General features: G+C 34.4%; 11 protein-coding genes, 3 tRNA genes, 1 rRNA gene and 3 pseudogenes. 4 read left to right on the forward strand and 14 right to left on the reverse strand.

Annotated elements, in window-relative coordinates; genetic code table 11:
• The first annotated feature begins 76 nt into the window (after nucleotides 1-76).
• Nucleotides 77-241, forward strand: coding sequence for a hypothetical protein (locus RWU19_RS06535; protein ID WP_002328975.1), 165 nt, complete (start codon nucleotides 77-79; stop codon nucleotides 239-241).
• A gap of 137 nt (nucleotides 242-378) precedes the next feature.
• On the opposite strand, the gene RWU19_RS06540 is transcribed toward RWU19_RS06535, so the two are convergent.
• Nucleotides 379-452: transfer RNA gene (locus RWU19_RS06540), tRNA-Asn, on the reverse strand.
• Nucleotides 453-667: 215 nt separating this feature from the next.
• Between RWU19_RS06540 and RWU19_RS06545 the strand changes: the two genes are divergently transcribed.
• Nucleotides 668-740: transfer RNA gene (locus tag RWU19_RS06545), tRNA-Thr, on the forward strand.
• A 628-nt stretch (nucleotides 741-1,368) separates the two neighbouring features.
• Nucleotides 1,369-1,725: pseudogene (locus RWU19_RS06550) on the forward strand (alpha/beta fold hydrolase); the annotation flags it as partial.
• A gap of 122 nt (nucleotides 1,726-1,847) precedes the next feature.
• Here the strand turns inward: RWU19_RS06550 and RWU19_RS06555 are convergent.
• The 11 genes and pseudogenes from RWU19_RS06555 to RWU19_RS13970 form a co-directional block, all read right to left on the reverse strand.
• The gene (locus RWU19_RS06555; protein ID WP_002310873.1) at nucleotides 1,848-2,222 is read right to left on the reverse strand and encodes an iron-sulfur cluster biosynthesis family protein; all 375 of its coding nucleotides are present in this window, start codon (nucleotides 2,220-2,222) and stop codon (nucleotides 1,848-1,850) included.
• Between the two features lie 304 nt (nucleotides 2,223-2,526).
• Nucleotides 2,527-3,954: a family 1 glycosylhydrolase gene (locus RWU19_RS06560; RefSeq protein ID WP_123838070.1), complete on the reverse strand. Its 1,428-nt coding sequence runs from the start codon at nucleotides 3,952-3,954 to the stop codon at nucleotides 2,527-2,529.
• Between the two features lie 11 nt (nucleotides 3,955-3,965).
• Nucleotides 3,966-5,822, reverse strand: coding sequence for a PTS beta-glucoside transporter subunit IIBCA (locus RWU19_RS06565; RefSeq protein WP_086286540.1), 1,857 nt, complete (start codon nucleotides 5,820-5,822; stop codon nucleotides 3,966-3,968).
• A complete protein-coding gene (locus RWU19_RS06570) occupies nucleotides 5,815-6,660 on the reverse strand; it encodes a PRD domain-containing protein (RefSeq protein ID WP_123838069.1) in 846 nt (281 codons plus the stop codon). Before RWU19_RS06570 ends, RWU19_RS06565 begins: the two co-directional genes overlap by 8 nt.
• Nucleotides 6,661-6,982: 322 nt before the next feature.
• Nucleotides 6,983-7,780, reverse strand: a complete 798-nt coding sequence (locus RWU19_RS06575; protein ID WP_070704068.1) for a MurR/RpiR family transcriptional regulator — start codon at nucleotides 7,778-7,780, stop codon at nucleotides 6,983-6,985.
• Between the two features lie 17 nt (nucleotides 7,781-7,797).
• Nucleotides 7,798-8,883 (reverse strand): agmatine deiminase, encoded by a 1,086-nt coding sequence (gene aguA, locus RWU19_RS06580; protein ID WP_123838068.1) that lies wholly within the window; start codon nucleotides 8,881-8,883, stop codon nucleotides 7,798-7,800.
• Between the two features lie 156 nt (nucleotides 8,884-9,039).
• A complete protein-coding gene (arcC, locus tag RWU19_RS06585; protein WP_070704072.1) occupies nucleotides 9,040-10,029 on the reverse strand; it encodes a carbamate kinase in 990 nt (329 codons plus the stop codon).
• Nucleotides 10,026-11,132, reverse strand: coding sequence for an agmatine deiminase (gene aguA / locus RWU19_RS06590; protein WP_002328971.1), 1,107 nt, complete (start codon nucleotides 11,130-11,132; stop codon nucleotides 10,026-10,028). Before aguA (RWU19_RS06590) ends, arcC begins: the two co-directional genes overlap by 4 nt.
• Nucleotides 11,119-12,507, reverse strand: a complete 1,389-nt coding sequence (locus tag RWU19_RS06595) for an APC family permease (protein WP_086286536.1) — start codon at nucleotides 12,505-12,507, stop codon at nucleotides 11,119-11,121. Before RWU19_RS06595 ends, aguA (RWU19_RS06590) begins: the two co-directional genes overlap by 14 nt.
• Before the next feature lie 110 nt (nucleotides 12,508-12,617).
• Nucleotides 12,618-13,652, reverse strand: coding sequence for a putrescine carbamoyltransferase (ptcA, locus tag RWU19_RS06600; protein WP_002295311.1), 1,035 nt, complete (start codon nucleotides 13,650-13,652; stop codon nucleotides 12,618-12,620).
• Nucleotides 13,653-14,405: 753 nt separating this feature from the next.
• Nucleotides 14,406-14,633, reverse strand: a pseudogene (locus RWU19_RS13970) (ABC transporter permease); the annotation flags it as partial.
• A 302-nt stretch (nucleotides 14,634-14,935) separates the two neighbouring features.
• On the opposite strand from RWU19_RS13970, the pseudogene RWU19_RS06610 reads away from it, so the two are divergent.
• A pseudogene (locus RWU19_RS06610) lies at nucleotides 14,936-15,047 on the forward strand (transposase); the annotation flags it as partial.
• A gap of 119 nt (nucleotides 15,048-15,166) precedes the next feature.
• Here RWU19_RS06610 and RWU19_RS06615 read toward each other — a convergent pair.
• Nucleotides 15,167-15,240 (reverse strand) — tRNA-Asn (locus tag RWU19_RS06615).
• 9 nt (nucleotides 15,241-15,249) lie between these two features.
• Nucleotides 15,250-15,365: ribosomal RNA gene (rrf, locus tag RWU19_RS06620) — 5S ribosomal RNA — on the reverse strand.
• Nucleotides 15,366-15,376 lie beyond the last annotated feature (11 nt).

The raw sequence follows: 15,376 nt of genomic DNA on the forward strand, positions 1-15,376 counted from the left end.
TCATACAATAAGATAGCTTTCAAAATACTCATTGAAAGAAGGAACTACTATAACATAAGAAAGGAGAATGAATAAAATGAAAAACCTGATTGCTGGCGGCTTTTTGTTTGTGGGTGGTGGCATACTTATGAATACAGAAAACTTTGGGAATATCATCCCTTTTCTTGGTGCAGCTTGTGCTTTGATTGGTGTAGGAATGCTGATTTATTTCGTATTTAGCGATGATGGGAAGTATGGTTGATTATGAGTAGCCAACTCTACTCTCTCGTAAAGCTTACAACATACGTGACAAAAACAGAAAGCTTGATTCATCATAATAATAAAAGAAAAAGAAACCCAAGTGATTGGATTTCTTTTTCTTTGCATAAGCTTTATTTACTCCGGCAGTAGGACTCGAACCTACGACATCATGATTAACAGTCATGCGCTACTACCAACTGAGCTATGCCGGAATCAAGTACATGAATATAATATCAATTTCTTTCAAATAACGCAATACTTTTTTTGAATTTTTTTACTATATTCTAGAAGAAACCGTTAGCATTTTTTGTTATTTTTACTTTTTTCTAAGAATTGTTTCATTAGTACAAAAACACATTTTTTTGATAAAAAACATATTGACAAATACATTAATATTCGTTATCCTATTATTTGTATTAATGATAATGCCGCTTTAGCTCAGCTGGTAGAGCGCTTCCATGGTAAGGAAGAGGTCGCCGGTTCAAGCCCGGCAAGTGGCTTCCTTAAACAGTGCAACATGTTGGTTTAACAATGTGTCTGCGCTGTTTTTTATTTTATGCCACGAAAATCCCACAAAACTGTTTTTATTTTAAATAAAGAAAAAACGACTTTTTCAGTTAATCTGCGAATACTTTAATATGGATTAAATGTTACAGATTCTAAAAGTGAGTTAATAAATAATCCAAGTCCTTATTTGAATGTATCAATAGGAGAAATGGTTGAATTAAACTTCTTAGTTGGTCCAAGTATTGAGGGATTATAGGAATACTTCCTTGTTGTCTTATTAGGAAACAAGCAAATTGAACTAAATGGTCTTTCTAACTTGCCTATTCGGTTATCGAAAGATTCTAAAACTAATAAAATTACTCCACAAAATGGAAAGATTTCTTTCAAAGCGCCAAGTGATCCGAGAAGTTATGAGTTTGTTGTATATCAATTTGGTTTGGGAAAGGAAATGTTAGGTCTTCCGATGTTGATAATTCTTTCAGGATGACCATCGTAGTAGAGTGAAAGTTCATTTATTCTACAAATTAATGGAATCACATTAAAGTAAGTGACTCTGTTGACAATCGATAGCGGGGCTACTTGCTTTATGGATGTTTCAGTGCCCCCGAGTACTCCATCGATTTAATTGATCCACAATTTGAATCTCCTAATCGCTTATTGCTTATTTTCTAGAATGTTTATTTTTACTACGTACCTTTTAAAATGTTTAAAAAATTAGGTTGGTCTAAAAAGCAAAGCCTTACCCTACTTCGTTTACTTAAAACATTAGATTGCAAAAAACAGCTTCGTACATCACGACTTCCTAAATTGATTTTATGCGGTACAAAAGATTATGCAAACAAGCCTGGAGCAAAACAGTTATATAAAGTTTCAGCTAATAGCCGTCTCCTGTTTATCGAAAACGGAAAATAGGAATTGAATAGAGAAAAGCCAGAAATAACGGCACAAGCTATGCGATCATTTATCAAAAATAGCTAATCAATAAAAAAGACGACAAAATGTGTCGTCTTTTTTATTTACCAAGTTAAGAATGTTGTCTTGTTTTTCAATGTAGCTCGATTGAGACTAGTTTTATGGATCATGGATCAATGAGGAGAAAATTATTGTTTCATACCAGAGAATTTTTCTGGTCGTAGATCGACTAATTGTACATGGCTGTCTAAAGAACCACTTGGACTTTCAAGAGTAAATACACCTAGACGTGGATCTAAAGAAAGAGTCATGTGTTCATCCATGTACATTTTTGAATAATCTTTGATATAAACTTCCCCAATATCACTATCTAATTGGAGTTTATAATCATTTTTTCCTTGTTCTTTATCAAGAAGAAGTAAACGGAAACTAGTATCTAAAGAGCAAACACCCATTTTAGAATATTCACCCACACCATCATCTAAATCCAAAATAACTGTCGCGCCTTCATCAATATATTTTTGTAATCTTTCTTGTGCTTGATCCGTAATTTTAAGATACATATTCAAACGCCCTCTTTCTTTTATTTACAAAAGCATGCTAGCATATATTAATAAAATTATCTAAAGTCCTGCTCAAAACAAAAAGATGTAAGAAATATCTTATGATATTTCTTACATCTCAGAGTGTAGACTGATACTTTTGTCTACACCCTGCCCCCCTCTTTTTTAAAGGGTGGTTATGATTTGTTGATTTTATATATTAAAGATAGTTATTTTTTTAAGATAGAACTTTGGTCCTTTAGTAATATTACTCTAAGCTAACTACTTATTATATGAATATAACTCCTTCTATGTTAGACAGGTATTACAAAATATCTCCATTGGAACCAATCACTTCTTTGTACCAATAAAAAGAGTCCTTTTTGTACCTTTCTAAGGTGCCATTTCCTTCATCGTCTTTGTCCACATAGATAAACCCATATCTTTTTTTCATTTCGCCTGTTGTAGCACTTACTAAATCTATGGGTGCCCACGTGAGATACCCAAAGCAATCCACCTGATCTTTTTCGATTGCAATCTTCATTTGTTGAATATGCTGTTTTAAGTATTCGATGCGATATTCATCGTGTATGTTTTTATCATCTGTCAAATCATCTATGGCACCTAATCCATTTTCTGTAATTATGATAGGGAGACCATATTTTCTATAAGTGTAATTCAGCAGATATCGTAATCCCATCGGATCAATGGTCCACCCCCATTTACTAGTCACAAGATACGGGTTTTGAAGACCGCCAAATAAGGCACTCTTTTCTTCAGCCGCTCCTTCGTACTTCGCAACAGATGATGCGTAATAGTTCATACCAATAAAGTCAAGTGTTCCTTTAGAAAACATATATTTATCATCCTCTGTTATGGTCAACTTTATTCCTTGGTCTGCATATTCATTGATTTTATACTCTGGAAACTTGCCTGTACACATAGCATCTATTTGATAGAAATCTCGATCCATCTGTTTAAAAGCATTCATCACATTTGTGGGATTGCAATCTACTGGATAAACAGGTTCGATTCCAAATACGCAACCAATCTTGTTTTCTGGATCTATTTTTTTTCCTAAAACTATTGCCGAACAGCTAGCCACTGTCATATTGTATCCGATCTCAGCCAATGTCTGAGATTTATTTTCGAGTTCAGAATACTTCAAACCTGCGATAATATACGTAAAAATATCTGTGGCTTCTGTTTGAGGATCAATATGATTCATTTCATTAAACGTAACCCAATAGTGGACTTTTCCTTTTAAAGATTCAAACATGGTTTGACAAAATTTCAAATAAAGTTCAATTACTTTTCGATTGGTCCATGAACCATACTTTTGAACTAAATTTTTTGGCATCTCGAAGTGATATAATGTTACAATTGGCTCAATGTCATAAGACAACAACGTATCCACAACATCTATATAATACGTGATTCCTTCTTGATTCGGCTGCTCATCATCTCCATTAGGAAAGATACGAGACCAGTCTATTGATAATCTTAATGCTGTAAATCCCATTTCACTAAACAGACGAATATCTGACTTGTATTGATGATAAAAATCAATACCCATATGTGAGGGATACGTAGCTTCAGAAGAAATCATTATATCGATTTGGCGTGGGACCTGATAGCTTCCTTGTCTGACATAGTCCATGATAGCTGGTCCTTTTCCTCCCTCCTGCCAGGCTCCTTCACATTGATGTGCAGCAATACTTCCACCCCATAAAAAATTCTTTTTCAATTTCATTTTTTCACCTTCTATAAAATGACGTTTAGTAGATTATTTGTTTTTATTACTTGTTCTGAATTTGAAGGGATGACGTCTAAATAACTATCGGTATTCGTGACAACTACAATAGTAGATGTATCATAACCAGCTTCTTGTATTTTATCAAAGTCTACTGTTCCAAGGAGTTGTCCTCTTTGAATTTTATCTCCTTGTTTTATATTTAAATTAAAATATTTCCCCTCTAACTCTACTGTATCGATCCCAATATGGATCAGTATTTCAATTCCATCTTGTGATTGGATACCTATTGCATGATTCGTAGGAAAAACTACCGTGATCTCACCATCTACTGGAGAATAAAGATGTGTACCTGTTGGTTTGATTGCGATTCCTTTTCCTAATGCTCCTGTTGAAAAAGCTTGATCTTTAACTTCATTTAAAGAAATAACTTCTCCTTTTACTACATTCCCTAATGAAGAAGTTCGCAGATTTTTATCTTTCCCCTTTTCAGCTACTACATGGTTGATTGTCTCCTGATCCTCTTCTTGTGTAGGAACGCCTAAGAGATAAGCAGCTACAGCTGAACCAGCAAAACTAATCACGACTGCCGCTAACATAAACCAGAAGTTCATGAAGTCTCCTTCACCTATATACGCTGGGAGGCCAAATAATCCCCAAGCAACAGAATAAGCTTTAACACCAGTCAAACCAGCAAATAATCCACCGAGTCCTCCTCCAATCATTACTGCAACAAATGGCCGACGGTATTTAACAAAGACACCATAGATAGCAGGTTCAGTCACACCAAGTACTGCAGAAAGTGTTACTGTCCCAAATAATTGTTTTTGTTTTAAGTTCCGAGCTCTTAAGAAATACCCTAGCATTGCGCCTCCAACAGCAATATCTGAAATTGTACATGAAGATATAAAGGCAGGGTCATACCCATTTGCTGCAATTAGAGAAGCTACAACCGGCATGATAAAGTTTCCCGCGCCCAACATGATAATAAATGGTTGAAGAGCAGAGTATAACATCATGACAAACCAACTACCTACATATTTCATCAGTAGATTAAAAAAGCCAATGATTCCTTCTCCTATATAAAATCCTAAAGGCCCAAAAACCAACAACGTTGCCGGTAAAGTAATTAACATTACGAACAAAGGGGTTAAAAAGTATTGGAGTGTGTTAGGTATAACTCTTTTAACTACTTTAGTTACGTACCCCATAAACCAGATAGCTAGTAAAATAGGGATAAAACTATTAGAATACGTAATTTGCGGTAACCCAATACCAAATAACTCCAGTCCTTTCACATCATTGATAGAACTTGAAAGTATAGTAGCAGCAAGTGCTACTGCTAAATAAGGACTTGCTCCTAATCGTTTTGCGCAGCTCATAGCCATTAAAATAGGTAGAAAATAAAATACAGCAGACCGCAAAGCATCAAAAATCTGATAGGTTGAACTGTCTGGTGAGATTATCCCAGTTAAAGAAGCAATGGATAAAACAGCAGCAAGTAATCCAGCACAAATAATAGGCTCAAGTATCGGTGTCATAGACTCCGATATGACATCTAATGCTGCTTTTATTGGATTTTTTTTCCCACTTTGCTCTTCTAAAGTAGTTTTTGGGGATAGTTCCAATTGCGTCATCAATTCTTTATATACATCGTTAACATGTGTACCTATGATGATTTGATAAGCAACGTTATTGCTAACTACATCAATCACACCGTCTAAGTTTTTAAGCTTATTTGTTTGCGCTTTCGTTTTATCGATAAGAGTAAAACGCAACCGTGTCATACAGTGAACTACTGCCTCTATATTTTCTTTTCCTCCAACAAGTTCAATAATATTTTTGTTAAAATCATGATATTTATCCATTATTGTCGCCTCTTTCCGCTACGCGATTAACATGAATCATCAAATAAGTGTATTCATCTTGAGATAAATAGGTGTTGAACTTTCCCTTTACATATATTTCTATCTTTTCTACAGCTGTATATGCTTTAGGATATAGTTTTTTTACTTGTTCAAATAACTGAGATTCATTTTCAACGTATGCTTGTTTTTTTCTTAATCGTTCAATAAAGTACTGTAAATGTGTCACTAGCCTCATGTAGTTGATGCTCTCTTCGTCAATAGATAAACTAAAATGATATTTGATAATATTCAACATGTCTCTTAGTGTCTCCATATCTTCTATCTGTTCATCAAAATTGACCTGATTTTCTTGAAGATTAACAAAGTGTAAGGCAATTGAAACAGCTTCATCTGTGGGAAAGGAATGATCAAAATATTTCTTTATCATTTTTAAAGCTTCCAAACCGATTTTGTAATAAACTGGATAAAACTTTTTAACTTCCCAAAAAAGCGGACTTCTAAGATATTGTCCTTTCTCTGAGCGTTTCAATGCGAAGGAGAGATGATCTAATAAAGCTAAATAAAGATAATCATTTGCTTTTTTACCGATTTCCTTTTCTCCATAACTAACGAGCTCGTTGATTATAGAGAGCAGTCTATCATCAGAATGTGACAACAAATAGCTAAAATGTTCTAAACGGTCTTTTGAATCTAAAACATATGTTTTTTCAATTTCGGAATCATCAATTCGTTGGCCAACCTTTTTTTTGAAAGAAATTCCTGTCATATAGATAATTGCTTCATTTCCTCCCCGTTCAATTAAAGCTACATTGTTATTGATAATCTTTTTAACTTTCATTAGTTGCTCCTTTCCAGAAAAAAGAACTCAGATCCAATATCAAATAAGCTTTTGATCACAAAGCTTTACTTGATATTAGTTCTGAGTTCTGCCTGATTTATCAGTAACATAACTCTAGAGATAACTGCGTCGCTATCTCAAGTTCTTTTTTCTCTTCTTACAAAGAAAATATACTATATTTCCTTTGCTTAGTCAACGTTTTCATTGCTTGTAAATTACATTTTTAAAGTATCTCACACATATTGTGGTACATCATTTCCTATGAATATAATATTACGAGGAAAGCAGAATAGACTACTTCTCATCAAATCTATTAAAACATTCAGCGAAAAACAAGATGGTAAGTGTCTGTTCCACTACTTTCGATAAATTGGTACAAAATTAATTCCATTAATGCAATCATTGAGATATGTGACGTAATATCTAGATGATTCAAGCTGATTTCATCTGTAAACAAATAAAGATTAATATCACTAAAATTTTGTATTAAGTTATTATCTGCTCCAGTAATTGAAACGATTAAAGGATGCTCTTGTTCCTTTATTTTTCGAATTGTTTCGATCAACTCTAAATCTTCACCTCTGTAACTAAATATAAAGGCTATATCATTCTTTTTAACTTGCTTTTGTGCAATAGAACGAGTTTGATGATCTTCAGGAAAAATTACAAAAAAACCGGCTGTATTATACAAGTATTGTATATAACGCATAATTTCTTTACTCAATCCTTTAGCAAATAAAAAAATTTTAGGCTGCTTTTGTAGTTGTTCTACAATTAATTTCACTTTATCTGTATCTATTACGCGAACAGATTCGACTAAATTTTTTAAATACTCTTCGCGATAGTCTTTCTGGCTAACGACAAAAGGTGAACTCTCGGGAAACGGAGTTTTATAAAGCAAAGTATATTTAATAACAGTAGTAAATTCACTAAATCCAGAAAATCCTAGCTTTCTGACAAAACGCAGAAAAGTGGTTGTTGAAACAAAACAATCATCAGCAACTTCGCGGATACTTTTACCTTTAATGTTTTCTAGGTTATTGATGACATAATCAAAAAGAATTTGTTCATTCTTAGTCAGTTCTGAAATATGACTATTGGCTATTTCAAAAAAATCCATTGCCTATCTCTCCTTTCTTATTGAGGTACTCCTTGAGCAACACAGTGAATATTTCCTCCACCAAGTAAAATTTCACGAGCCATTACACCAATAATTTCATGTTCTGGGTATATTTTTTTTAATAGTAATTCTGCTTTTTTATCATTTGGGTCCTCAAAAAGTGGAAAAATAATACCACCATTTGCTGTATAATAGCTTACATAAGAAGCAATCAATCGATCACCGGAAAATCGAGGCAACATACCATTTACTGGATCAACACCAGCAGCCTCTTCCTCTGTAATATATAAAGGTTTCGGTAATTCTATCTTGTGTATAATGAAGCTTCTTCCTTTTGCGTCTTTTTCTTTCATCAATACTTCTTCTGCTTCTCTGACGATTTCGTACATTGGATCATTTGGTTGTTCACACCAACTCAAAATAATTTCACCAGGCCGTACAACATTGATTAAATTATCGATATCACCGTTTGTTTCATCCAAGAAAAAACCTCGAGGAAACCAAACGATTTTTTCTATGCCACAATACTCTTTTAGAATTTTTTCAATTGATTCTTTATCTAATTGAGGGTTACGTCCTTCTGAGAACAAGCATTCTTCTGTTGCAAAAAGCGTTCCTTCCCCATCTGTATGTATTGAGCAACCTTCTAAAACAAACTCTTGTAATTGGTAATATTCAATTCTCTCCTGTTCACAAATTTTTTGAGCTAACAAATCATCTTGATCCCACGGAAAAAATAACCCATCTAACAAACCGCCCCAAGCATTAAATCGAAAATCGACACCACGTACTTGTCCCAAAGAATTCATAACATATAATGGTCCCGTGTCTTTTATCCATGCATCGTTATTACTTACTTCTAGTACACGTATTTTTTCAGATAATTGATAACGTGCATTCAAGAATTGTTGATGCGAAACGAGCATAGTTACATTTTCAAATCGTGCAATTACTTCAGCGACTTCAGCGTATGCTTTTTGTGCAGGTTTCCCCCCTAAGCGCCAGTTATCTGGACGTTCTGGCCAAATCAAATAGCATTCTTTATGAAAAGTCCACTCTGGTGCCAATTGAAATCCATCTTTTTTTGGTGACGACTCTAACATAAATGCTCCTCCTTTAAATAAACCAACATTTTAGTAATCAACTAAATTTTAAGGTATTGTCTTAAACATACTATAACATTTTAAGTATATCTATAATAGGATTAAAAAAGCGAAATAGAAACAACTAGATGTTCTATTTCGCACAGTTACTTTTTGTTACTCATATGATACTATATCTACTAAGTGACTTTTTTGTTCTAAATTTTGCGAGCTGTAAATAATTGTGCCAGCATTTTCTTTTAGTAATTTATCTAAATTTTCTAAAGAAGTAATTACAGCTTGCGCATTAGGTTTTTTCTTAACAAATTCTAAGGCAGCTTCCACTTTTGGCAACATACTGCCTGGAGCAAATTCACCATTATCTTTGTATTTTTCTAACGTCTCGATATCAATTTTTTTCAGTTCTTTTTGTTGCGGTGTATTAAAATGGACAGCAACATTTGCCACACCAGTTAAGATAATCAGTTCATTTGCATCAATGATTTCAGCAAGTTTTTCAGAAGCAAAATCTTTATCTATCACAGCTTCTTTACCTCTTAGGCCTTCACCAGTTTGAATTACCGGAATACCTCCACCTCCTCCTGCAATTACAATTACATCTGAATCAACTAGCGTTTTTATAACTTTTGATTCAACTATATCTATAGGTTTAGGAGAAGCCACTACTTTACGCCATCCTCTTCCTGCATCTTCTTTGAAGATAGAATCGGTCCTTCTCATTTCTTTTTCAGCCTGTTCTTTCGTGATAAATGGTCCAATTGGTTTAGTAGGCTGTTCAAATTCTGGGTCTTCTTCAGAAACAATAACTTGAGTGAACAATCCTACTATGGATTTTTCTATACCACGCTTCTTTAATTCATTCGTTAATGCCTGTGCTAGCCAATATCCTATGCTGCCTTGAGTCATAGCAACGTTGGTATCAAGTGGCATGGCTGGATTCGTTTGGGTTGCTCCAGCTTTTTGTTGTAATAATAAGTTACCTACTTGAGGCCCGTTACCATGAGTAATAAGTAGCTTGTAGCCTTTTTCAACTAGAGCAGCTAATGACTGAGCTGTTTCAGCTAAAGTCTTTTGTTGTCCTATGGCCGTAGGATCATTTGTTAATATTGCATTACCCCCTAATGCCACAACTATTTTCTTTGTCATAACACGTTTTCTCCTTTAGGGATTTGTTGCGTGATACAATGAATATTTCCTCCACCTAATAAGATCTCTCGAGCATAAACACCCACAATTTTACGATCAGGATATAAGGATTGCAATGTTTCCTTTGCCTTTTCGTCCATTGGATCATCAAATAATGGATAAATAACTCCTCCATTGGCTGTATAGTAATTTACATAACTTGCCGCTAAACGATCTCCTTTTTGACGTGGGAGTGTACCATTTATAGTATCTACTCCATGACTTTCTTTTTCGTTAATCAGTATAGGCTTAGGCACATGCAATTTTGTTACATGAATATTTCGACCTTTTGCATCTACGGAGTTTTCCAGAATTTCTAGACACTCTTTAGAAATTTCATATTGTGGATCCTGCTTATCATCTGTCCAAGCTAAAACGACTTCACCAGGTGCTACAAAATTAACAATATTATCTACATGGCCATTCGTTTCATCTAAATAAATTCCGTGCTTTAACCAAATTACCTTCTCAATATTTAGATACTCTCCTAGAATATTTTCAATTTGTTCTTTTGATAGCTGTGGATTGCGTCCTTTTGATAATAAGCACTCTTCTGTGGTAATTAATGTACCTTCTCCATCAACATGGATAGATCCCCCTTCCAAAACAAAATTATCTAAACGATAACGGTCCTTCCATTCAATTTCACAAATTTTTTGTGCAACTTGATCATCTTGATCCCAAGGAAAATAAAGTCCATCTTCCAGCCCGCCCCAAGCATTGAATGTCCAATCCACACCTCGAACTTTTCCTTGACTATTTGTAACAAAAGTAGGACCACAATCTCGAACCCATGAATCATTACTAGCAATTTCTACCACCCGTATATGTTCGGGAAGCATGTGGCGAGCATTATCATATTGATCCGAATTCACGCCCATTGTAACAGGTTCAAAATTGGCAATCGCTCTAGCAACCTCTACGAAAGCTCGCTGGGCTGGTTTTCCTCCATCTCGCCAATTATCAGGACGTTGTGGCCACAACATATATACTCCTTCATGCACCGAAAATTCTCCGGGCATTCTAAAATGATCTTTTTTAGGTGAACTATCAATTGTTTTCATCAGTAAGCACTCCCTTATCTTTTTTTTCTTTTGACGAATAGTGAATCACGATTTCACCAATAACAAAGGCAAAAATTGTTCCGAGCAACACGGGTATTTTAGTATTTATCTCTGAAGAACTCGAATCTAGAGGAACTACAGAAAAAAGCAGTGTCGCGATTAGCAACAACATTGGGATAATCGTCATTAATTTTAACAACCAATTGGGTCCAGGGACTTTAAATGGACGAACAACATGAGAATCGATTTTTCTTAACTTCAAGAATGCTGGAAACATCATAATATAAGAAAGTAACAACGCTACTACATTTAGTGAGAAAAATGCCCAAAAAATATTCTCATTTGGGATAAAGGGTGCAATAACAATTAGAAGTGAAGCAATAATACCATTAATGACAGAAGCTCCTACTGGCATATCATTCTTTTGACTTTTTTTAGCGAAAATTAGAGGCATATCATGATTTTTCGCAGCATACAAAGCGACATAATTTACTCCTAAGGACCAAGAAATCAAGTTTGCTGCCAGCGTATACATGAAGAGAATACCGATTAATACAACAAAAGGATTCAATCCCCCAACAAGCAAAATAAAGCTGTCAATTAATCCTCCAGAAGCAGATAATTGATCTGCTGGTACCGCCGCTCCCATTCCAAATGCAGCAAACAAATAGAAAAAGGCGATCAAAACACCACCATAAATAATAGCTTGTGGAATTTGTTTTTTAGGGTTATCCATTTCATTTGCTAGAGTAGTGACCACTTCAAATCCTAAAAAATTAAACAAGATAACAGATAAAAAACTAAAATTTTGAATATCTAGTTTAGGTAACAAAGCTGTTCCAGAAAAGTTATTAGCCATTCCTTTTGTTAATGCATGATAGATACCTAAAACACCAAGACATATCATGATTGCCACTTTCGCAAATGCAGCGATATTTAAGATCCACTTACTATCACTAACAGGGTAACAGCTAATTATCGTAACAATCCAGACAAATACCAACTGCAACATAATCAGTAGAGGTGTACTAAAATTTAATTGAAAAATTTGAGTTAATACTTCTTGAAATAAAACGGCAAGACTCGCCATCCAAATAGGAAAATTAATCCAGTAAAACCAAGCGACTCTAGCACCCCACTTTCTTCCATAAGCTTTTTTAACCCAGTCATAAATCCCTCCTTCGCCGTCATATGTCGTGCCAAGTTCAGCTGATATTAATCCGTAAGGTAAGAAAAATAATATCAATAATAAACCCCACCAAAAAAATTGCGAAGAGCCGATTGCAGCAGCTGGTGCTGCCGACTCTACTACTAAGATAACTACAACGGCCATCAATACTGCATCAAATAAACGGAATCTCTTTTTTTCTTTCATTATTGTGCTCCTTTCGATGAGCCTTTTATGAAAAGTACGTGTAAATTTTTTACTCTCTATGAATTAGTAAAAGATTTACACGACTCTTCTACTGCTTAAGCAAGTTCTTGCTAATCTCTTCGTTCTAATTGACGTTTAGGTTTCAGCATACATTGCAATTCCCCATCAAATTTTTCTGCTAAAGCTTGATCGGCATAATCCAAATATGGATTCAAAAAATAAACTAATAAAGCCCGCATAGCTGTTAATCGATTTTCTGCTTCATCTAATACGATAGATTGTTCACCATCTAACACTTCATCTGTAACTTCTTCGCCGCGTGTTGCTGGTAAGCAGTGCAAAAATTTTGCATGTGGTGAAGCTTTTTTCATCAATTCATTATTTACTTGGTAGGTTGGATAGAAAATATTCATCCGTTCTTCTTCAGATAATTCCGCTTCATATAAGCCATACCACACATCCGTATAGACAAAGTCCGCATCTTTAAGAGCCACATTAACATCTTCTGTGATCTGCACGCTTCCTCCTGATTTTTTTGCATTTTCCTTCCCTATTTCTAATGCTTCTTCTTTAATTTGGAATCCCTCTGGTCCGTATTGAACAAAATCCATTCCCATTTTTGTTGCCATAAACATGGTAGATACACAAACTTGCGTTGCATCTCCAACAAAAACAATTTTACAATCAGATAATTTTTTTCCTTTTGGTAAATGTTCAGTCATCGTAATAATATCGCCTAGTTCTTGCGTAGGATGGTTGTAATCGCTCATACCATTAATAACTGGAATTGTTGCGTTCTTTGCCAACGAAACCACTGATTCATGACGTTCAACTCGAGCCATTAATATATCTACTAAACGTGATAATACTCGTGCAGTATCACCAAGACTTTCATGTCCTCCTAGTTGTATTTGACCAGGTGCTAAATATTGGGCGTGTCCTCCTAATTGTTCCATTGCGGTTTCAAAGGAAACACGGGTTCGAGTGGAAGACTGTTCAAAAATCATCCCTAGTGTTTTATTTTTAAGTAGTAATGGGTAATGACCATACTTAATACTTTTTTTGATTTTTAATCCTAATTTGATCAAGTAATCGATTTCTTCTTTTGTAAAATCATTTGTATCGATAAAATCTCTTTTCTGCATAATTAACGCTCCTTCGAAATTTTTAATTAATCTGTCTTTTACTCGAGTAATATATCTGACATATTTAGAATAAGCGTCTTTTGAGATTTATGAAAGCGGATTTAAAACTTTAGAAATCAAAATCATTTAAAGAAAACTTGTTACATTTTAAGTAACAAGTTACACTAACAATCTTAAATTGCTTAAAGACTTAAGGATGCGATTTAACCGATACCATTGTTTTAAAAAACTTCTTTAATTGTTGCCATTTAGCAGCCAGCCTTTTTAACCTCATTACTGTTAAAATAAACCAAATTTTCGTTATACTATGTTTCTTTTATAGTAAATATCGTTTTTCTCACCTAATAGTTTGTTGATCTGTGCGTGAAAGCATTCCGTAATTTATTTAAAACAAAAAGAATCTTTTGTAACACTTTGGTTAATGTTACAAAGACCCTTTTTATTTTTTGTAATATTTCTTTTTTGCCTTACTATGGCCGTATATGCTAATTTTTCAAATGACAATAAGATATTAGTATAACCTTTCCTTTATTCTAATTTCATTGGTTAAATTGAAGTTTCATTAAAAAGTTTAACAAATTTCTAGTTAACAAACACGATGCTAATTTTTAGATAAGAGGCATTTGCAAGTAGAAAATAAATTTAAGTTACACTGACAAATGTAAAAATTTTAATTGTCAGTATTTAGGGTAAAAAATTCTTAAGCCAAATTCTGATTGGTCTTGATATTTGTTCATATTAGCAAAATGATACCTACTTATTTTTGTCTTGTAATACAATTCTTGTATATAACCATGTCGTCAATACATAGTAGATGAAATACAATTCGAAGAAGATCGTAAATGGCACCTAAATATTTTTGTATGGATTTTGCATGAATAGACCAAACATTTGTAACCCGAACAAGACATGGACTACACCTAAGATTCCTGGTGCTAAGAATAACACACCTACTTCTTTACGGATCGATTGTTTAAGCAATTCGCATAGCGACCATTGAAAGCATTTGTGTATATTCACGAATACGAAAACTTAACTGGGACAAGGTGAAATTGTTCAACTTTTTCAATGAGATCTGTTCTGATTTCTTTAGTAATGATAAAAAAAATGATCACAACATGTAATAGCAACACCTGCAAAAACTTCTACAGTTTTACCCCCATTAAAAAGATAATTGTAATCTTCTACAGGATAAGCCACAGGTCCACCAGAAACTTGTTTGAAATAGATTTCAAAGCTGACTTCTATCTTGACTTCCTGCTCATCTTTTTTCGTTTTATGGGAAAAAGCATGGAATGCGTTGCATCAGGTATCGAGGCTTAGAAAAAAATCAGGTGCATACGATGCTTGTTTTTGCCGAAATGAATCTGAAAAAATTGGTCACTTGGCAGTGGGATCATATGTCTTCATATTTTTTATTATACAAAAATAGACAAAAGTATCAGTCTACACTCTTAGTAAAGAGGAAACTGATACTTTTGCCTACAGTATGATATTTCTTACATCTACTTTTACTCCGGCAGTAGGACTCGAACCTACGACATCATGATTAACAGTCATGCGCTACTACCAACTGAGCTATGCCGGAATAACATCAGCGTGGCGACGTCCTACTCTCACAAGGGGCAACCCCTCACTACAATCGGCGCTAAGAAGCTTAACTTCTGTGTTCGGCATGGTTACAGGTGTATCCTTCTCGCTATCGCCACCACACTGTGGTGTTA

The organism is Enterococcus sp. 2STP (assembly GCF_032465635.1).
GTDB lineage: Bacteria > Bacillota > Bacilli > Lactobacillales > Enterococcaceae > Enterococcus_B > Enterococcus_B lactis.

What these genes read in the sequence shown, in the direction of transcription:
- RWU19_RS06535 (WP_002328975.1), top strand. Translation starts at nt 77, where the DNA reads ATGAAAAACCTGATTGCTGGCGGCTTTTTGTTTGTGGGTGGTGGCATA.
- RWU19_RS06555 (WP_002310873.1), bottom strand. Translation starts at nt 2,222, where the DNA reads ATGTATCTTAAAATTACGGATCAAGCACAAGAAAGATTACAAAAATAT.
- RWU19_RS06560 (WP_123838070.1), bottom strand. Translation starts at nt 3,954, where the DNA reads ATGAAATTGAAAAAGAATTTTTTATGGGGTGGAAGTATTGCTGCACAT.
- RWU19_RS06565 (WP_086286540.1), bottom strand. Translation starts at nt 5,822, where the DNA reads ATGGATAAATATCATGATTTTAACAAAAATATTATTGAACTTGTTGGA.
- RWU19_RS06570 (WP_123838069.1), bottom strand. Translation starts at nt 6,660, where the DNA reads ATGAAAGTTAAAAAGATTATCAATAACAATGTAGCTTTAATTGAACGG.
- RWU19_RS06575 (WP_070704068.1), bottom strand. Translation starts at nt 7,780, where the DNA reads ATGGATTTTTTTGAAATAGCCAATAGTCATATTTCAGAACTGACTAAG.
- aguA (WP_123838068.1), bottom strand. Translation starts at nt 8,883, where the DNA reads ATGTTAGAGTCGTCACCAAAAAAAGATGGATTTCAATTGGCACCAGAG.
- arcC (WP_070704072.1), bottom strand. Translation starts at nt 10,029, where the DNA reads ATGACAAAGAAAATAGTTGTGGCATTAGGGGGTAATGCAATATTAACA.
- aguA (WP_002328971.1), bottom strand. Translation starts at nt 11,132, where the DNA reads ATGAAAACAATTGATAGTTCACCTAAAAAAGATCATTTTAGAATGCCC.
- RWU19_RS06595 (WP_086286536.1), bottom strand. Translation starts at nt 12,507, where the DNA reads ATGAAAGAAAAAAAGAGATTCCGTTTATTTGATGCAGTATTGATGGCC.
- ptcA (WP_002295311.1), bottom strand. Translation starts at nt 13,652, where the DNA reads ATGCAGAAAAGAGATTTTATCGATACAAATGATTTTACAAAAGAAGAA.